Source organism: Ulvibacter sp. 2305UL32-6 (assembly GCF_058148545.1).
Map to the genome: position 1 here is coordinate 236,859 of NZ_JBYVKA010000002.1, position 19,721 is coordinate 256,579.

Genomic DNA, 19,721 nt, shown 5'->3' on the forward strand with positions numbered 1-19,721 from the left:
AAGAACCATTACTTGTACCTCAATCTATTTTACTTACTCAAGTGTTATCTTTTCTATTTCCAACGAGAAAGATTCTTTGGTTTTGTTTCCTATAAGGATCGCAATTTCCTCCATCAATTCACCACTATAGTTTGGCATCTTTAATTTAACCCCTCGAAAGCTAGGATAGCATGTAGCAAGTGAAATCTCGATCGTTTCCCAATCTCCCGCTGTTTGAAAGGCTTGGATGTAAGAATATTGTTGAGAGCGGTCTTCTTTTATTCTGAATTGATACGATTTACCATCTCCTTTTAACTTTAATTTGACTTTCGTATAATCTGAAACATTTATAGATTCAAAATTATGACGGATCGACGAAAAGCCACCGTTATTCTCAGTTCGTACGGTGCCAGTATATAGTGCATTTCCTGAATCATTTTTCCGTAATGCGCCTTGGGAGAGTCCGCCCATAACACCATCATCGACAACAAACCAATTTTCGGTTCCTATTTGATTCTGAAAATCGCAAATAACGAGAGGGTCTTCTTGAGACATAAAAAGTAGTACTAAAAAGGTGGATAAAATAAATTTCATAATAAGGTTGAGAGAAAATTACAAAGGACTAAACAAAATAATCCTATCATTAACTTAATCTTATCATTTCAACATTGCTAGAGCAACTCACAAGCGATATATGTAGTGTAAAACACAAGCTCTTTTCTATGAGAAGCGCATTTTTGACACTTCTTTTACATTTATTTGACAGTTAAAAGCCAGAACTAGCCTATTATTACCGAAGTATCTATATTAAAATATACCGAACATGATTATAAAACGCCCAAATACCATTACACTTTTATACATAACGCTACTTATCTCAACCGCAGCGCTATGTCAAGACCTAAAGGATCTGTCTATTTTAGCGGCAGATGCGTCCTATGGAAAGGAGATTATTAAACTTCCTGTCGATTGGGCTCCTAATATGAACATAGAAGGTTTTGAAGAATTACGATTCTCACCCGGTTGGAATGACCTTGAGAGTCCGCAGTTTTGGTCGTACGTACTTGCTTGGGACATAAAAAGTACAAGTGCACTTTCTGCTTCGGAAATCGAACAAAACCTAGAACAGTATTTTGACGGTCTTATGAAGCCTAACCATTGGGCTACCGCCTTTCCCGAACCCGTAGTGGTTCTATTTCCTTCCGAAGATAAAAACACCAAGCAACAGTTTAAAGGGCGCATGAAGTATTTTGATGGTTTCCATACCGGAAAAATGATAACTACCTATATTTTGGCAGAACAAACCTTTTGCGCGACAACGCAACGTGCGATTGTTGTTTTCCGCATTTCGCCCAAAACTATAGACCATGAGGTTTGGAAAGAACTAGCAACTATTCAGAAAAAACCGAATAGCTGCAATTCTAATTAAAAACATTGATAGTAAGCACTACCAGATCTTGATACGCTCTTCTTCGCTTCTGTAATTCACTTCTCCCGGCTGAACGTCAAAAGCCTCATAAAAGGGTGTAAAGTTCATCAACGGACCGTTAACACGCCAAACGGGTGGTGAATGTGGGTCTGTAGCAACATAGTTTCGTAAATAGGCATCCCGCGTTTTAACACGCCAGATACGCGCTATAGATAGAAAAAAACGTTGATCGGGCGTATAACCGCCAATTTTAGTGGTGTCCTTACCTTGTTCAGTCATTTTAAAAGCATCGTATGCAATCGCAATTCCGCCATTATCGGCTGTATTTTCTCCTACTGTCAAAGCGCCTTTTAAATGAACACTATCCAATACGGTAAAACCGCTATATTGATCAATGATCTGTTGAGTTTTCGCCTTGAATTTGGTATAATCTTCTTCCGTCCACCAATTGGTTACATTTCCGTTTTTATCATATTGAGCGCCTTGATCATCAAAAGCGTGAGTAAATTCATGACCAATCACCATTCCAATACCTCCATAATTCACGGCATCATCGGCATACAGATCAAAATACGGCGATTGTAGAATTCCCGCGGGGAATACAATTTCGTTTAACGACGGATTGTAATAGGCAGTCACCGTAGAAGGTGTTGTATGCCATTCATCTCTATTGGGCGCTTTGTTTAGCTGAGCTAATTCATACTGGTATTCGCTCTTCCTTAAAGCAACAACATTTTCAAAAAACTGATCTCTATCAATGCTTACGTCGTATTCTCTCCAAACATCGGGATACCCTATCTTTTTACTAATAGCAAACAACTTCTCTTTCGCTTTTACCTTGGTACTATCACTCATCCAATCCAAACGCTCAATACGCTTTTCTAAGGTTTTCTGAAAGTTGTTAACCAATGATAACGCACGTTTTTTAGCATCTTCATTAAAGTAACGCTTTACATACAATTGACCTAAAGCAAAACCGATCTGCCCATCCACACGTCGCACCATAAGCTTGGCTCGTGGCTGTTGCACGGATTGACCCGACAAAACTTTTGAATAGGCAAAAGAAGCATCTTGAAAAGGCTTGCTTAATATATCATCATGTGTACTTATGGAATGTGCTTTTAAATATAGTTTCCAATCCTCCAATGGAACGGAAGCTAGCATGGTATTCAATTTTTCATAATACGCTGGTTGGCGTACATCTACTGAATCTGCCTGCATTCCCAACTGCTGCAACATCGTTGACCAACCTATATTCTTCTGACTTTTATTCAGATCTGAAATAGCCATTTTGTGGTAGTTCTCCGTGATCACTCTACGCTCAATGCGAGTTTTGTGCGATTCGGCTAGTTTTTTTTCGATCTCATATACAATGTCGGCTTGTTTTTTTGCTTCGGAAGCGCCTGTCAACTCAAACAAGCTAGTGAGATAGGTTTTATATGCGTCCTGAATTTCAGCTACTGATGGATCCGTTCCGAAGTAATAATCACGATCGGGTAAGCCCAAACCTGTCTGAGAAAAATGTAAGATATTGATACTGCTGTTCTGCTGATCTGGAGAAATATACGGACTGATCATAGAGCGGTCTCCCGACATCAGCTGCGTTGCTACAAACTCCATCAACGAAGGAATATCACCAATAGCATCGATTCTATCTAAGATAGGCTGAATAGGTGTCATTCCACGTTCGTTTATTTTTAATGTATCCATTCCCGAAGCATAGAAATCGCCTACTTGCTGTTCAATACTCCCTTTTGGATGTTGCTCTGCAGAAACCTCTTCGAGAATGTTTTGCAGTAATTTTTGTTGTGGAATATTCAGAAAACGATATGCCCCTACGCCTATTTGATCTTCTTCAATAACTGCGTTGTCATACCATTCCTTATTTACATGGTGGTAGAAATCGTCACCAGGTTTGATTGATGGGTCAATACCATCAAAAACGACGGGTTCATGCTTTGCAATGTCTTTGGTTTCATTGGATGTTTGTTCGTTTTTGCACGAAATCAATACAAATGTCAGTAACAAAAGGAAAACGATTTTTTTCATAAGATGGGTTGTTGTTTTCTCAAAGATATTGAATTATAAGAAAGTATGTAGAAACCAAGGGGATCAAAATATGCAAAGAGCAAAAATCACAAGCGGCCTGTCCGCTCTAACTTAAATGCACTGGAAGCTTCGGTGAGCGTCTTTAATTCAACATTTACTCATTAATTCATTTAGAGCATTAGATCATTAAACCAATAACTATCCCTCCACTTCCAATTTATAACCAACACCATGTACATTGGTAAGTTTGATAGCATCGTCTTCTTGTAGTTTCTTCCGAAGTTTAGAAATGTAGGTGTCTAGACTTCTTCCTACAATAACACCATTATCCTCCCAAACCTGCTTAGTAAGTTCTTCGCGGGTTACAAGCTGATTTGGTTTGGCTACAAAGATGGCGAGCAACTCACATTCCTTTCTTGAAAGCGGAATATCTATAGCTTGTTTTACCAATTTATTCTGTTCAGGATAAAATCGAAAGCTCCCCAATACAGTAGCATCACTATCCTTTTCTTTGGAATGATACGCACTATATCTACTATAAAATACAAAAGCGAGAAACGCCAAAACAAGCATTACCAACACATAAAAGAGGATCGACTGTGCTTTGCTTACTGGCTTCGCTCCAAAAATCACCTTGATGATATAGCAATTTTCTGGTACAAGCCTACCGCCACAGGGAATGATGTTTTTTTCAGTTTGACCAGACATTTCATAACTATAAGCTACTTCCCCATCATGACATTGAATGACTTCTATAAGATAATCTTGAGGAAGTTCTGCCTGTTTAAATATGGTACTTGTGGAAACATTCAAAGAAGTTGGATCGAATGCCAATGGTTTTTCAAATGTGAGTTCAAAAGTGTTTTCCGCTTTTTGTATAACGGGCAACACCAACGACGTAGAATCTTTATTAGACAATAACAATTCATTTCCCACGGCCCGTAAAGCAACTTTTACGCGCTGAGTATCTAAGGTCGCTTCCTTTTCAGAAGTACAAGAAAACGTTATTAGCAATAAGAACACAACGCATATTACTGATATACATCGTTTAATTTCCTTTTTCATAAGTACAAATAACACGCAATTTGGTGAGATTTTACAGCTGTTGACACTTCTTTTACATTCTTTTGACACTTTTGGTAGTCTGCAAATCTAGTTTTACATCAAAAATAAAACATATGCAACATTTACTTATTACATGGATCCTTTTTATCAGTTTAACGGCTTTTGGTCAGAATCAAGAAATTCATCAACTAGATACCGAAAAGAGCACAATTAAATGGAAAGGCACCTATGCGTTTCAATTTAGTGAACACCAAGGCACGGTACAATTTCAAGACGGAAGATTGATCGTTGTTGACGACGCTATTATTGGCGGTGATTTTGTTATTGACATGACCACGATATCAAATGAAGACTACCTTCAAGGCATCGGACCGGTAGAACATTTACGTAACGCCGACTTTTTTAATGTACCGAAATTCCCCCAAGCACAATTGGTAATTACTTCGGTCGAGTATTTTCCAAATGAAAACATACATAAAATGCTAGCCGATCTTACTATTAAAGGAATAACAAAACCAATAGAATTTTGGGCCACTGCTGATGGTGTAAAGAAAACACTAGAAACCAAATTCAAGATCGATCGTACCCAATGGGGCATTACGCATAATAACAAACTGAAGAATCATTCTATTTCAGACGCGATCGAATTTTACGTTACCTTACAATTTTAATTAGCTGGATCATGAAAACTTTCCTTCTTACAATAAGTTCATTACTGTGTTTCTTGATGCTTACAGCGCAGCATAATGAAGAATATTTACTCCTCGAAGCCGATTCGTTATGGTCTAAAGAAACCTTCGATATTCCCACGCGGTTTGCTCCTGAAATGACTTTGGAAGGGTTTGAAGACGCCCGATTTCCTCCCAAGTGGGGAAAACCCGAAAGTGAAGCGTTTTGGTCGTATGTTTTTGCTTGGTCCGTTTCCGAAGAAAACCAAATCCCTATTAAAGATCTTGAACACAACCTAACAAGTTACTTTGACGGACTCATGAATATTCCGAAAGACACTATCATTGCTTCCAAACTCCCTACAACTGCTTTATTGGTTGAAAAATCCCGTACAAAAGACAAGATCGTTTATCATGGAAAAGTAAGGACTTTCGATAACTTTAGTGCTCAAAAAATGATGACCTTATATCTGTTAGCCGAGCAATATCTATGTGCATCTACAAAACGAAACATCATCGTCTTTCGGTTTTCACCCAAAGCGTTTGATCATTCCATCTGGCAAAAACTGAACACGATTTCCTTACTTAAAGGTGTTTGTGCACCAGAATAGTGCCATGACCCCAAGTTTTAGTATAAACAATTAAATCATTATTCCATTAAATCACTAATCCAGCTCATTTCCGTAGATATCTAGCTCAATAACAGGCTTCCCTAGTTTTTTTACTTCGGAAAATTGTGTGGTTTTGTCACCTACTACTAGGTAGATCATATCTTTTTCAGCAATGTACTGATCAATAACGCTTTTAAAATCTGCTAAGGTCATATTCATCAACAGGCGTTGCTCCTGATCGACATAATCTAAAGGTTTGTTGTATTTGCTAATATTACTTAGCATGTTCAACTTAGCGCCAAAAGATTCAAAGGCTCTGGTGTTTGCTTTGACCACTTTATTTTTGGTTAATTCCACGTCGGCTTCCGTAAAATCAGCACCGTAGTTGGTTACCATTTCTTCAATGATCTCTAAGGATGGTAAGGTTGCATTCGATCGTACGCTAGACGCAATTCTAAAAGGCGCTACATCCGTTCTATTAGGCACACCCGAAGAAGCCCCATAGGTATATCCTTTTTCAATTCGCAAGGTTTGAAATAATCGGCCACTAGAACCACCCCCTAAAATTTCATTGGCGTAATCTAGCTTCTTACTATCAGGATCTTCAGCCGATAAAGCGAGCTTTCCGATATATAAAACTGATTGCTTAGCGTCCGGAACATCAATAAAATAAAGGTTTCCAGCGATGTCTTGCTGCGGAATCGTGTTCTTCGGAATGCTGACATCACTGCCTTGCCACTTTTCAGAAAGACTTTCTAAACTACTTTTTACTCGCTTCGGGCTCACATCTCCAACGACATGAAAACTTGCCAAGGCGGGTGATAAATTATTATAATACGCTTTGACATCGTCTAGGCTAATGTTCTTTGTAGTTTCAATAGTTCCATTGTTTGGCACGCCATACGGGTGCTCTTTTCCGTAGAGCAACTGATTAAAATTAATGGACGCAATAGCATTCGGGTTCGCTTCTCTGCCTTTTAACGCTGTTTGTAATTCTTGCTGTAATCGCTCAAATTCCGTTGCATCCCATCGAGGCTGCAACAGCATCTCTTCAACAAACGCGATCGTTTTTTCAAAATTTCGCGACAGACAACTACCACTGATATAAAATTCTTCGGTGCCTGCATTCACTGAAATACTTGAACCTAACAAACCGATCGCCTCTTCCAATTCGGCTGCAGTTTTGGTCGCAGTGCCTTCATTCATCAAATCGGCCGTTAACCCAGCTAATCCTGCTTTTCCACTTGGATCTAGTAAATGTCCGCCTTTAAAAGTAAGTTCAAAATTAACTAGCGGAAGTTCATTGGTCTCAATTCCGTAGAGTGCAACTTTGTTCTTAAGTTCTCCAGTCCAAACTTCTGGCACTTTTAACAGTGGTGCAGCTCTAAAAGGAGGTTCAGAACGATCAAATTTAGAAGGCGTTTTATCATAAACAGCTTCAGCGCCCTGCCCTACTTCTTCGCTGGCCGCCATTTGTCCAACCTCTTCGATCCAAACACTCGCTTCTTTTGCATTCGCAACAGCAAGCTCAGCGCTATCCTTAGGTACAACGCTGGTCATTACGTAGTTTTTATTTTTGATGTATTTGTTATACACGCGCATCACATCGTCTCGAGTCATGTTTTGAATGATCTTGGTATCTTTGATCGTTTGTTCAGGATCGCCTGCAAATTCATTGTCCCGTACCAGTTGAAACGCTTTGTTTAACACAGTGGCCACGCCATAATAGACTTGTGTTTCAAGTTCGGCTTTAATTCGTTCTAACTCATTATCTGTAAAACCATTGGTTTCAAAATCTGTAAAACCTTCATTTATTGCTTGCTGAACATCATCAAGATCAACACCTTCATTGGCCCGCACTCGAATCACAAATTCGCCTGCGAGCTCATTACTACTTTGATAAGTTCTCACATTGGGAGCCAATTTCTTTTCCTCTACGATCTTTTTATACAAAGCAGATTTTTTACTGCCGCTCATTAACTGTCCCAACACTTGTAGTGCATACGAGTCGTTATTGTAGTTTTCAACGGTTGGAAAAACCATGCGAAGTTCGGGTAACTTGGCAAAGTTATCTTTAAAATACAGTGATTTGGTTTCAGATAGGGTAACCGGCATAGGCGGAAGTTTCGCCACATCTGGACCACTCGGAATCTCACCAAACCATTTTTTTACGAGTTCTTTAGTTTCAGCAATATCAATATCTCCAGCAATTACCAAAGAAGCATTAGATGCTCCATAATATTGATTATAAAATTCTTTTACGTCCTCAAGCGTTGCTGCCTGTAAATCGGGCAAAGCTCCAATTACGGTCCAGCTATAAGGATGACCTTCAGGATAAAGATTTTTTCTGATGATTTCGTCGGTATACCCATATGGCGCATTATCAACACGCTGACGCTTCTCGTTTTTTACTACTTGCTTTTCACGCTCTAATGCTTCTTTAGTCACTGTATTCAGCATATAACCGAAACGGTCACTATCAATCCATAAGATCTTTTCGAAAGCATCGGTTGGCACAACTTCGTAATAAATAGTACCATCGCTCCAAGTACCCCCGTTTCTACTACCTCCCCATTCTGGGATCATTTTTCGGTTGGCCCCCACGGGAACATTTTCGCTGTCATTAAACGACATATGCTCAAAAAAGTGTGCGAAACCAGTTTTTCCAGGCTTTTCGCGATTCGAACCTACATGCATTACGGTTGCGACTGCTACTATGGGATCACTTTTATCTACATGCAAAATAACCTCTAAACCGTTATCGAGTTTAAATTTTTCGTAATCTAACTTGAATTCGGTTTCGGTGGTTTTCATATTTTCTTCGGAAGGTGATTCACAAGAACTGCAAAACACAAGCAACAGGATTGCTATTGTAAAAAAAAGAGGTTTCATAATACTTAATGAGTTTGATTATTAGTAGTTTAAGATTGTAAGATAACTATAATTTTAAGCGAATTATTTCAAAAAAACATACAGTTTTCGATTTTTCCATCATAATTGTGACCACCAAGCACTGTTTGGTTTTGGTAATTGGTCTAGCACAATTGGTTCGCCTATCACAGGTGTAACTAACGGAAGCCCTAATGCTTCGGCTTTTTTTGTAACTCGCTCAATTGGATCTGTCCAGCTATGCAAAGCTAATTTAAATCCGCCCCAATGTATAGGCATGATCGCCTTGGCTTTAAGATCAAGACCGGCTTGTGCGGTCTCTTCAGGCATCATATGAATATCAGCCCATAATTCATTGTATTGTCCGCATTCCAGCATTGCAAAGTCAAACGGACCGTATTTTTCGCCAATCGCGGTAAAGTGATCGTCATAACCGCTGTCGCCACTAAAAAAAATGCGTTCTTTTTCTGAAGTGATTACCCATGAACTCCAAAGCGTACTTTGCGCACCGCCAAATTTTCTTCCCGAAAAATGCTGAGCTGGTGTGCAGGCAAATTGAAGTCTATCAAATTGGACTTCCTCCCACCAATCAAGTTCGGTGATCTTTTCCTGCGGAATACCCCACGCCAAGAGATGAACGCCAACACCAAGTGGTACAAAATAATGGTTTACCTTACCTTTTAGTTTGTTGATAGATTCATAATCTAAGTGATCATAGTGATCGTGTGAAATAATCACTGCATCAATATTTGGTAGCTTTTCAATATCAATGGGCATTTCTTTATTAAATCGACTGCCACCTAGCCATGGATGTGGCGCTGCTACATCACCAAACATGGGATCTATCAAGATATTTTTTCCTTCCATTTGGAGTAAAAATGCCGAATGGCCAAACCAAATAAGTCGGGTGTCTTGGGTATAATCTGAAACCGCTGCCGAATCGATCTTCTGTACTTTTAAATCATTTTCTGGTCGCCCTTTAGGAACTTTGGTGGTAAAAAACGTGTAGGCCAAGGAAACGGTCTTTGAAAAACCCAAGTCTTTTGGAACGTCTTTTTTATTTACAAATTTGCCCTCTTTAAAGTTATTCGACTTAGCGTAGTCTTTTTTTAGTGATTCTGAAACATCTCCACCAAAACTGGGATAGAAATTTACAAAAAGAAAATAAGCAATAACTAGGAGTCCGAGGATCGCCAAGAGCGTTATTAACATGCGTTTGAGGTATTTTTTTAATGTTTTCAAGAGTCCGAAATTACAACAAAACCCATCAAAAAACGAATTACCAATGTTTTTGGCATTTCACAGGGTTTGAGTAGATTTTCAGCTTGTGTACGATAATAATTAAAGCTAATAAAATCGGTATCCCCCAAGGCCTCTGCATAGACCTTTATACTTCTCCCGCCATTAAAGTCTGTACGAGTCAAGCCGTAACGTTTTCCGAGGTAACGACCTTCCGAATATCCTAACGGCAATTTCAAAATGGCAGAATGTAAAAGATCTGAATTCATTAAAAATTTGGTTGTTTTCTTCGGAAAAGTATATCGCGACTCCAAGACCCTTCCGAAGAAAAAAACACCTTTATTCAAATGGCAAGGTGCTTTTTATTGTTACTTCAATTTGTCGGCGTGCAGTTGCCGAAGTTTTGCTAATTTCGGATCAATCACCACTCTGCAGTAGCCTTGTTCGCTGTTATTCGCGTAATAATCTTGGTGTTCCTGCTCCGCCTTATAAAACGTCTGCACAGGGCTGATCTCGGTCACGATGGGTTGTTTAAAATATGGGCTCATCTCATTTAAAACAGTCTGGGCCATTTGTTTTTGAGCTTCATTGTGATAGTAGATCACCGAACGATATTGCGTGCCAGCATCAGCTCCTTGGCGATTAAGTGTTGTTGGATCATGCGTCGTCATAAAAATGATCAACAGATCTTTATAGCTCACTATGGAAGGGTTAAAAGTGACCTGAACCACTTCAGCGTGGCCAGTAAGGCCCGAGCAGATCTCGCGATAGGTTGGTTTGCCAGGAACCGTTCCGCCTGTATATCCTGAAATTACTTCGGTTACGCCTTTTACTTCAGCAAAAACCGCTTCGGTACACCAAAAGCAACCACCACCAACAATCATTGTGTCAAGATTATTTTCTTCCATTAGTTTTCTTTCTTTACAGTTTGTATGGTCATTGATTCAGAATTAATACAATAGCGCAAACCGCTAGGTTCTGGTCCGTCTGGAAAAATATGACCTAAATGTGCATCGCAAGTGTTACAAAGTACCTCAACACGTACCATTCCAAAGGAAACATCTTTTACATATTTAATTGCATTTTCTTGAATGGGCTGCGTAAAACTGGGCCATCCACTGCTCGAACTGAATTTAATGGTAGAATCAAACAAGGGAGTACCACAACATACACAATTGTAGATGCCATCATCATAAATGCTACAAAGAGCGCCACTATGAGGAGCTTCGGTACCTTTATGACGTGTTATTCTATATTGTTCGGGTGTTAATTGACGTTGCCATTCGGCGTCTGTTTTTTCAACGCGGCGGTCTGGTTTTGGGTTTCCGTTAACCGTAAAGTCGATAATATTTTTCCAAGTAAGCATATGTAAATTCGTTTCCTCTATTTATTAGACTAAGATAGCTAAAAGCGTAGCGAAACTGTTTAAAGGTTTCGCACATTAACGCCATTTTAGCATCTGACAATGATGAGTTTTGTTCAGTATTAGACCGACAAAGCATCACATACTTACAGGCAAATTTCCCAAGGAAAACACAAAATATTTTGTAGACTGTCTTAAATACTTAAAGATTTATTAAAGTTCTCTGACAGTACATAAATTGGCTCGTGATTTGCTATATATCTATCATAATAACAATTAAACTTAAACAATCATGAACAACAAAGGAAAAGGTATTTTGGCACTTATAGGATTAGCAGGTGGAGCTTTCGCATATTGGAAGTATAGAAACATGAGTCAAGAGGAAAAAGATGCTATGAAAGCAAAACTTAATAAGACAGGTGATAAGATCAAAGAATCTGTTGCAGACGTAGAGATGACAATCTCAGAGAAATACGATCAACTTAAAAACAGCGCGAAAAAACACGCAAAAGACATCGCTAGCTAATAACTATAGTTAGGAGTAGTAAAAATCCCGCCAAAAGCGGGATTTTTTTTTGTTTCATTTACAGCGTCAATAAGTTTTCACCTTATAAGTGATTAGTTTTTCATTATCGGCAAACGTATCAACGAAGGGAATTTGCTTGAATGATGTACGCTATTTTGGGCAACAACACTTTCAGATTCATTGTAATTATCTCCTCCTGTGTTGAGATTTCGCGCGAAACGCGGAAAATTACTACTAGAGATCTCAATGCGGATACGATGTCCCTTTTCGAAATAATTACTCGTTGACATAGGTGTAAGATCTACTTTGTAAACCTCTCCTTTTTTCATAAATACTTCTTTGTCGTAGCCCTCTCTGTATCGCACACGTTGAATCGTCTCGTCTAAATTGTACGCTCTTCCATCAGGATATACATCGATAAGCTTAATGGTAAAATCGGTGTCTTTCGCATCTGAAGAAACATACAGCGTCGATTCTATAAATCCGCTTATTTCCGTGCCTTCTTCAAGAACATCTGTCGTATAAACTAGAATATCATTCCGTGTTTCCATTTGTTGTTGATCGAAAGAACCTCCCTCAACTGCGTTTCCGGTGCAACAAACATTACCACCATGCGATGGTACCGGATTCATGGGATCATATGTAAAGGTGTCTGGATTATCTTTGGAGGGCTTATTCTTTGTTAATTTTCCATTTCCGAAGAAACTATTGGCACTCCCTTTACTGTCTAAATAATACGTTGTCATTTCGGTATCCTTGGGTGGCCATTCGTCTGCCGACTGCCACTTGTTGCTTCCCATGGTATAATATTGAACGCGTGGTGTTGTTTCTTTAAAGTTATTTTTTTGGTCTTTAAGCCAAAGGTCAAACCACATATAGATCTGTTCCTCATAGTTTAAGCGCGCATCACCAACACTGCGTTCTCCAACGATCGTATTTTCTGTTGCCCGAGTGTATCCACAATGTAAGGTAGGCGCAATGACGAGATACTGGTTATCACGAAGTTCTTGGGTCTTTGCATTCGTACGAACATGATTAAATAATGCTAGATTCGGACTAATAGAAACATCATACCAGGATGCGAACCAGAAGCTCGGAACTCCAAAATCCATTGTATCGTGATAGAGTCCGCCTTCAAACCACTCCTTATCGTTAGGTTTGCGTTTTACCATTTTATCAAAGATCTCTCTTTTCCCATGCATGTTTTGTAGCATATCGCTAATAGGAAGATGCTTCATGGCCTCAGCCATATCAATTTCTGGATTTTCGGGTGCTAGGTCATAAAAGCGACTGATCCGAATAAGGTCTTCTTGGGTTGCTCCTTTCGGAATACGAGGCTTAAATTTATCGTGTTCAACGCTATATAACCAAGAAAAGAATAACAATTGCTCAGCACCTCCCCGATACCAGTTACCCTGTTCGTAGTAGTCACCAACAACACCAACGCCAGCACCATACCCTTGTGGAACCATTGCAGCGTGCGAGGGATGATCTAGAGCGGCAACGGCCATTTGCCATTCGGCGGTAGACGAACAACCTAATGTTCCAATTTTACCATTTGACCATGATTGATCTTTCATCCAAGTAAAGGCGTCGTATCCGTCGGTTAACGGAACACCTAAAATATCCCATTCTCCTTCCGAATAGTATCGTCCGCGTTCATTTTGAACAACATACGCATAGCCTCGTTTTACGGCTTCATAGGCTCGTTCAGCGGTACGGGTTCTTTGTTCTCCATCTCCCCATGTATTAAAATTATACGGTGTTCGCGAAAAAATGATGGGTACTTTACCGCTAGTCTTAGGTCTGTAGATATCGGTTGCAAGACGAACCCCGTCGCGCATAGGCATCATAACTTTTTGATCAACAATCGCGATTTCTTCGAGTTGTGAAATAATGTCGGCTTGTGCGTAGATAAAACTCGTCGACAAAAGGAATAATAAGAGTGAAAAGTAATTTTTAACTGTTTTCATAGGAAACTGCTTAGTTAATTGGTCTTTAAAGGTACTTATAATTTGTGTTTATTGAGTAGAGCGCTTTCTAATATCTTTTACTTCCGAAGAAAAAGCACTCCCACAAAGGCAACAATTGAAATCATTAAATTTTAAGTTTTTTCCTACAAAATCAAATTAAAAAAATAGTTGAAGTGTCTACTTTTTTGATAAAACACATATACAGGTGAACTTAGAATTAAACTATAAGACAAGACTTTTTTAGTTTAATATTTCCCCGGAAGGAGAAAATTCGACGTCTTTGTTTTTACCTTTTTGTTTGAATTCAACATCAAAGAATAATCCTTTAGTGGCGTGTTCTACACGCTCCACTTCGGTAATTTCATAATCACCATACTCCTTTTTTATACGATCTTGGATTACTTTAGGCAGTTCTTTAACATCAATACTACTTTCGGTTTCGATCCATTCCCCTGATGGCGCAAAATCTGCGCGATATTTAATTCCTTCGATCTTAAAATTAGATTCGTAGTTTCCATGGGCATCTAGATGCCAATCGGGATCATTTTCACCGGGATATAGATTTTTAAAAGTTTCTTTTACTGCGGAAGGCGTTTCGGTCTGTGTGCCTTCTTGGCAACTTCCGAAGTAAAAAGAAAATAAAAGAATGATACTTACTACTAGTGATTTCATAACGTTAATTTGTAATAATATATGACCTTCCGAAGACAAACTCAGCCAAAAAAGTCTTAAAAAAACGTCAAGAAATTCTTAGAAGGCTTCGCTCCTTTGATATAGGGGCAAGACTTTCTATAATTTCCAATTGTATTTAAATAAAAAGGGGGAAATTTTATTGATATATAAAAGAATGACGCAATAGGATTACGCTCTACTCCCTCACTTTGATATCACTGATGTTAACAGGGTTTGCTTTATCACAACGGTTTGGCATACGCAGAGGATGAAATGTAAACCATACTTTCTGACCGTTATTTTGAAATAGCGGATCTAAATTTTGTGGATCATACATGAGACTGGCATCCTTTTCCATAAGAATAGTATAGGCACAATCGCCCTCCTTATCTGAATAGACAATTATCCCTTGACTATATCCCGCTTTCATCATACTATCTATCAATTTAGACTCCACCTTTGCCGTTTCTTCGGCCATCTTTTCTTTACTTTTCGAAGAAGAACAGGCAACTGTCGTGAACACCACAACTATTAATAGGAAGTATTTAATTATAGTCATAAGTCTATTTTTATGTTTAAGTTAATTCAAAAATACCATGTTTTATTCGTTTACACTAAGCTGAGGTTCAAAAAGTTAAAAACATGGCATTTCGGGCAATATTGACAACTAAGTTTTATCAAAAAGATATAAAATACTATATTTAGCACCACAAAACATCTTGACTAACCAAAACCGTCTCGCCCTATAAATTCACGAAATTATGAAAAAAATTACTTTACTTCTTGCGCTTATTATAGCAAACGTTGCTATTGCTCAAGAAAACCGAACCTATGATGGTGTAGGGAATAATGTTGCCAATCCTGAATGGGGTTCTGCGCCCACCAACTTTAGAAATTATACAACAAACGGCTTCGCCGACCAAATAAGTAGTCCAGGAGGTGAGTTTCGTGAAAACCCGAGAGTTATTAGCAATGCTATTTCGAGTCAGACTGAATTTCTTGCAAATGAACTAGGCCTAAGCGATTTTGTTTGGGGTTGGGGTCAGTTTATTGATCATGATATCAATTTAAATGATGATGAACCTTCCGAAATAAACGATATCCCAGTACCAGCCTGCGAACCACTTTTTGATCCGGCCTGCACAGGAACAGCAACTATACGCATGTTTCGCTCTATCTCCGATCCTACTTCAGGAAGCGATATATCAAACCCTAGACGCCATGTAAATGAAATAACCAGTTTTATTGATGGCTCCGGTGTCTATGGAAGCACTCAAGAACGGGCTGATTGGTTGCGCAGTAATATAGATGGAAAGTTAAAAGTTTCTGCTGATGGTCTCCTTCCTTGGAATACGATTGATGGAGAATTTGATAGCGCCATTGACCCAAGTGCTCCTTTTATGGTCTTGGATGGTTTTCCCCTACCCGATAAATTTTTTGTTGGTGGTGATGTACGTATCAATGAGCAACCAGGTCTAATGGCATTCCACAACCTAATGGTAAGAGAGCATAATTGGCAATGTGATCAATTAAAAGCCGCACATCCAGGCTGGACTGACGAGGAATTGTATCAGAGAGCTCGTAAGATCGTTGGTGGAATCATTCAAGCCGTCACCTACGAAGAGTTTTTACCAAGTATTGGCGTTATTTTAGACACGTATACTGGATATAATTCGGCTGTAGAGCCCAATATACTCAATACTTTTTCAGCTGCCGCTTATCGCTTTGGCCATACGATGATCAACGGAAGATTAGTTCGCTATGAAGAAGACGGAAGCGATTGGTCTTTTGGAGCAGTTGATCTACGCGATGGTTTCTTTAATCCTCTAATATTAAAAGATGAAGGTGGTGTTGAACCTTTTTTTAGAGGTTTAGCCGCACAAGAACACCAGTTTGTAGATCCGATGATCATGGACGATATTCGAAATTTTCTATTTGGCCCTCCAGGAGCCGGTGGAATTGATCTTCTTTCTGTGAATTTGGCTCGAGCGCGTGAACGTGGTCTCCCCGATTACAACACCATTCGCGGTGACTTGTTTCTTACACCACATAATGATTTTACTGATCTAACATCAGACGCCGACTTAAGAGCGCGATTACAAACGGTTTATAGCGATATTAATGATGTGGATCCGTGGATTGGTTTTATGAGTGAAGATCACCTGCCCAATGCACTTATGGGAGAAGGGTTAAATACCATCCTCAATATGCAGTTTGGTTTTTTAAGAGATGGTGACCGATATTATTACGAAAACGATCCTGCCCTATCTGCCGACGATATTGCAATGATCAAAAACACTAAGCTTTCTGAAGTTATCTTACGAAACACTAGCATTGAAACCTTACAAGAAAATGTCTTTATAGCTGTACCTCGGGATCAACTTGCCGTGGAGTTATTTCCATTTCCGGAGATTCGCAATATAAAATTGACAGCCTACCCGAACCCAGTTCAGAAGTACTTTAATTTGGTTATAGACACCTCAAGACCCTCAAGCGCAACATTAAGTATTTGGGATGTTTCTGGAATTTTGGTAAGCGAAGAAAAAGTTACACTTAACAAAGGACGTAACGAACTGAACTTTGAACTAAGCGATAAATTAGCAAGCGGTTTGTACGTCATTAGCCTAAAATCTGATAATGGCAACGGACAATTAAAACTGATCAAACAAAAGTAAAATTGCTGTAAACACAAAAAAAAAGCCACTTTATATTAAAGTGGCTTTTTTATACAAGTTCGTCTTCTAAAAATGAAATGTTATCATTAACGATCTGATTTTTGCTTTCTTTTTCCTTTAAAATTGCGCTTCGGAACTTTCTTTAACTCTTCAAGAGTCAGATAACCGTCCTCATCAGTATCAATTTTACCGAAATTCTTGCTTAAAGGTCCTTTTGCCTCATCCTTAGAAAGTTTTGCGTCCTTATTGGCATCTAACTTTTCCATGATCTTTTCAGGTGAAGGTTGATTTCCCTTGCGTTTTCCATGGCCTCTACCTTTTTTATCACGTTTAGGTATTGCTTTTAACTCTTCCATAGAAAGTGAACCATCTTGGTTGGCATCGATCTTAGCAAAGTGTTTTTTTAAAGGTCCTTTTGCCTCATCTTCTGTAAGCATTGCATCTTTATTCGCATCCATCTTCTCCATGATCTTTTCGGGAGTAGGTCGCTCTTTGTTTTCCATTTTTCTAGTTTCCTGACTAATTCCACTTTGACTAAAGAAGAAAGTTAATAATCCGAAAGCTATAGTCTTAATATACATTTGTTTTTTCATAGCAATAAATTTTAATGTTATACTAATTAGACTACGTTTATTTGGTTTTCCTTCGGAAATAAAAGAAAAGCTAAGGATAATACACTCAGACTACGTGTTTTTCAGAAATAAAAAAAGCCCGTATATACAGGCCCTTTTATGATTATTCAAAAATTTTACTATCGTAAAACAGCCCGCAGCGTTTGAGTAGTTCCTTCGGCTTTTAATCGAATAAAGTAAATACCGCTAGCCAATTTTGCGCCCTGCTCGTTTGTACCATCCCAAGTAAGTTCTTGTTTGTTGGATACCACATCATCGAGCAATTTATTAACTCGCTTTCCAAGAACGTCGTATACTTCTACAGTTGTTTTCGTTTGTCGTTTTAAAGTAAAGGAAATTGTTGTTTGGTCGTTAAATGGATTGGGGACAATACTAAGTGCATTCTTTGTGTCATAGACATCATCAATATTTAAAATACCTTCTGGCGAAATTCTAGTATAGTAAACGTCTTGTCCGCCAGTAAACGTTCCGCACCATGCTACATGTGCAAAATCATTATCGCTTTTCATATCAAAATAATCCCCCATTTTTTGCTGAACAGGATAGCCAATATTTGGGTCAAATGCTTCGGAAATAGGCGTATTTGGTGACCATGTGGTTCCTTGATCTTCAGAAAACGAATAATATAAACGCGATAAAAATGTGCCTGGGTTATCACGAGTATCTAACCAAATGACATCTATACGTCCGTTGGGTGCAACAGCCATTGTTCCAAACCATTGATAATTGGTCGTTCCGCTGTCTGTATTGATTCTAACAGGTGATTCAAAAGTACTCCCGCCATCGGTGCTGCGTGCAAACATAACATCGGCTGGATCACTATTTGACAAACGCGCGACAGTAGACAGTACATATACATTATCTTGTCCGGGACCACTTGAAATATCAACATCAACCCAGCTTTGACCAAGCAAACCAGATGGATTGATGGGTTCAAAATAGCTAGGGTTCCCATCGAGATCAACAAAATTAACCGAGTCAAAAGTAACGGGCGTACTCATAGCATCTTTTGCCGTAGTTGATTTAACCACAGCAAAACCTGTAGCATTAATAAAACCAACCACATATAAATCACCGTTTCGATCAACTGCTAATGTACCCCACGCAGGATCTCCATCAACAAGTACGCAATCTTCAAAACTATCAGCTGTATCGGTTGAGCGGGTGAAATTTCCGTCATTAGAACACGTAGTAAAGTTGCTACTCCAATACGAATAATTATTTCCAGAACCAATAGAGTTGGAACGATCTATACGCATCCACTGTTTATCTCCACCATTGGCCGCAACAGGCGGGCTCCATACAACGCCGCCGTCTTCAATAGCCCATACATCGCATGGGAAGCCGCTTTGCAAACTGTTATAGTAGAAATTTCCATCTTTATCAAAATCTAACACAGGATCTGAGCGAAAGTTACCAGGATCTAAAACGCCTGGAAATGTAAAGCTTGTCCCATCCGTGGTATATCCGTAGCCAGCTTGTCTAAAGTCACTACCAATGTCATCAAACTGTCGCCAGCCAACCACAATGCGGTCTAAATTGGTAGGATCAACGGCCAATGAGGGTTCGTTAGCCGCATCATTTAATATGTTATCACCGTTTGCGTCAATATTTACTTGTCTTGTATAAAAATTAATTCCGCTCGCATTATATGCAGGACCTTTCGGCATGCTAGCACGATCTACAGGAATATAAGGATCATTAATGACCTCATTGTGTACTTGTTGAAATTGTTCGTCGGTAAGGCCTTGTGAGTACAAGTTAAACGGCAGAAGCAATCCTAAGACAAAGAAATAAAGTAGACATCTCATAACAGTCAGATATTTAGGTGGTTGAATTTTAAAATTTCACCTAAATGTACAATTTATATGACAGTTTTGAGTAAATGCCGATAAGAAGCAGCAGAAAACTTCTTTGTTCAAACGAAATCTTCGAAGTAGTTCGCAAGAAA

The 19,721-nt window shown here is 38.9% G+C and carries 18 protein-coding genes; 5 read left to right on the plus strand and 13 right to left on the minus strand.

The features are described 5' to 3' along the window. Window positions 1-33 precede the first annotated feature (33 nt). Window positions 34-573: a CIA30 family protein gene (locus ACY2RU_RS06840; protein ID WP_490137689.1), complete on the minus strand. Its 540-nt coding sequence runs from the start codon at window positions 571-573 to the stop codon at window positions 34-36. Window positions 574-802: 229 nt separating this feature from the next. Here ACY2RU_RS06840 and ACY2RU_RS06845 point away from each other — a divergent pair, with 229 nt between their 5' ends. After that, on the plus strand, window positions 803-1,408 hold the full coding sequence (locus tag ACY2RU_RS06845) for a hypothetical protein (protein WP_490137690.1): 606 nt from the start codon (window positions 803-805) through the stop codon (window positions 1,406-1,408). A gap of 18 nt (window positions 1,409-1,426) precedes the next feature. On the opposite strand, the gene ACY2RU_RS06850 is transcribed toward ACY2RU_RS06845, so the two are convergent. Further along, on the minus strand, window positions 1,427-3,457 hold the full coding sequence (locus ACY2RU_RS06850; RefSeq protein ID WP_490137691.1) for a M13 family metallopeptidase: 2,031 nt from the start codon (window positions 3,455-3,457) through the stop codon (window positions 1,427-1,429). Window positions 3,458-3,655: 198 nt separating this feature from the next. Further along, complete coding sequence (locus ACY2RU_RS06855; protein ID WP_490137692.1) at window positions 3,656-4,522, minus strand: winged helix-turn-helix domain-containing protein; 867 nt, start codon at window positions 4,520-4,522, stop codon at window positions 3,656-3,658. Window positions 4,523-4,635: 113 nt separating this feature from the next. Between ACY2RU_RS06855 and ACY2RU_RS06860 the strand changes: the two genes are divergently transcribed. Both ACY2RU_RS06860 and ACY2RU_RS06865 read left to right on the plus strand, forming a co-directional pair. Further along, entirely contained in the window at window positions 4,636-5,193 is a 558-nt protein-coding gene (locus ACY2RU_RS06860; protein WP_490137693.1) for a YceI family protein, read from the plus strand. 11 nt (window positions 5,194-5,204) lie between these two features. Then, window positions 5,205-5,801 (plus strand): hypothetical protein, encoded by a 597-nt coding sequence (locus ACY2RU_RS06865; RefSeq protein WP_490137694.1) that lies wholly within the window; start codon window positions 5,205-5,207, stop codon window positions 5,799-5,801. 54 nt (window positions 5,802-5,855) lie between these two features. Here the strand turns inward: ACY2RU_RS06865 and ACY2RU_RS06870 are convergent, their stop codons facing one another. From ACY2RU_RS06870 to msrB, 5 genes are all read right to left on the minus strand, one after another. Then, complete coding sequence (locus tag ACY2RU_RS06870; RefSeq protein WP_490137695.1) at window positions 5,856-8,693, minus strand: M16 family metallopeptidase; 2,838 nt, start codon at window positions 8,691-8,693, stop codon at window positions 5,856-5,858. Between the two features lie 99 nt (window positions 8,694-8,792). Continuing rightward, window positions 8,793-9,932, minus strand: coding sequence for an MBL fold metallo-hydrolase (locus ACY2RU_RS06875; protein WP_490137696.1), 1,140 nt, complete (start codon window positions 9,930-9,932; stop codon window positions 8,793-8,795). Continuing rightward, window positions 9,929-10,276, minus strand: coding sequence for a peptide methionine sulfoxide reductase (locus ACY2RU_RS06880; RefSeq protein WP_490137697.1), 348 nt, complete (start codon window positions 10,274-10,276; stop codon window positions 9,929-9,931). Before ACY2RU_RS06880 ends, ACY2RU_RS06875 begins: the two co-directional genes overlap by 4 nt. Window positions 10,277-10,297: 21 nt before the next feature. Continuing rightward, window positions 10,298-10,837, minus strand: coding sequence for a peptide-methionine (S)-S-oxide reductase MsrA (gene msrA, locus ACY2RU_RS06885; protein ID WP_490137698.1), 540 nt, complete (start codon window positions 10,835-10,837; stop codon window positions 10,298-10,300). Further along, window positions 10,837-11,295 (minus strand): peptide-methionine (R)-S-oxide reductase MsrB, encoded by a 459-nt coding sequence (msrB, locus tag ACY2RU_RS06890; protein ID WP_490137699.1) that lies wholly within the window; start codon window positions 11,293-11,295, stop codon window positions 10,837-10,839. The genes msrA and msrB overlap by 1 nt, the downstream gene beginning before the upstream one ends. A 289-nt stretch (window positions 11,296-11,584) precedes the next feature. Between msrB and ACY2RU_RS06895 the strand changes: the two genes are divergently transcribed. Further along, the gene (locus ACY2RU_RS06895; RefSeq protein WP_490137700.1) at window positions 11,585-11,818 is read left to right on the plus strand and encodes a YtxH domain-containing protein; all 234 of its coding nucleotides are present in this window, start codon (window positions 11,585-11,587) and stop codon (window positions 11,816-11,818) included. A 92-nt stretch (window positions 11,819-11,910) separates the two neighbouring features. Here the strand turns inward: ACY2RU_RS06895 and ACY2RU_RS06900 are convergent, their stop codons facing one another. The 3 genes from ACY2RU_RS06900 to ACY2RU_RS06910 form a co-directional block, all read right to left on the minus strand. Then, entirely contained in the window at window positions 11,911-13,791 is a 1,881-nt protein-coding gene (locus tag ACY2RU_RS06900; protein WP_490137701.1) for a CocE/NonD family hydrolase, read from the minus strand. A 240-nt stretch (window positions 13,792-14,031) separates the two neighbouring features. Beyond that, window positions 14,032-14,463 (minus strand): PepSY-like domain-containing protein, encoded by a 432-nt coding sequence (locus tag ACY2RU_RS06905; RefSeq protein WP_490137702.1) that lies wholly within the window; start codon window positions 14,461-14,463, stop codon window positions 14,032-14,034. Between the two features lie 196 nt (window positions 14,464-14,659). Further along, window positions 14,660-14,986 carry a hypothetical protein gene (locus ACY2RU_RS06910; protein WP_490137703.1) on the minus strand — a complete coding sequence of 109 codons (327 nt, stop codon included), beginning with the start codon at window positions 14,984-14,986 and terminating at the stop codon, window positions 14,660-14,662. A gap of 238 nt (window positions 14,987-15,224) precedes the next feature. On the opposite strand from ACY2RU_RS06910, the gene ACY2RU_RS06915 reads away from it, so the two are divergent. Next, window positions 15,225-17,138, plus strand: a complete 1,914-nt coding sequence (locus tag ACY2RU_RS06915) for a peroxidase family protein (RefSeq protein WP_490137704.1) — start codon at window positions 15,225-15,227, stop codon at window positions 17,136-17,138. Window positions 17,139-17,224: 86 nt separating this feature from the next. Here the strand turns inward: ACY2RU_RS06915 and ACY2RU_RS06920 are convergent, their stop codons facing one another. After that, a complete protein-coding gene (locus ACY2RU_RS06920) occupies window positions 17,225-17,731 on the minus strand; it encodes an EF-hand domain-containing protein (protein ID WP_490137705.1) in 507 nt (168 codons plus the stop codon). 158 nt (window positions 17,732-17,889) lie between these two features. Next, window positions 17,890-19,581: a T9SS type A sorting domain-containing protein gene (locus ACY2RU_RS06925; RefSeq protein WP_490137706.1), complete on the minus strand. Its 1,692-nt coding sequence runs from the start codon at window positions 19,579-19,581 to the stop codon at window positions 17,890-17,892. Window positions 19,582-19,721: the final 140 nt, after the last annotated feature.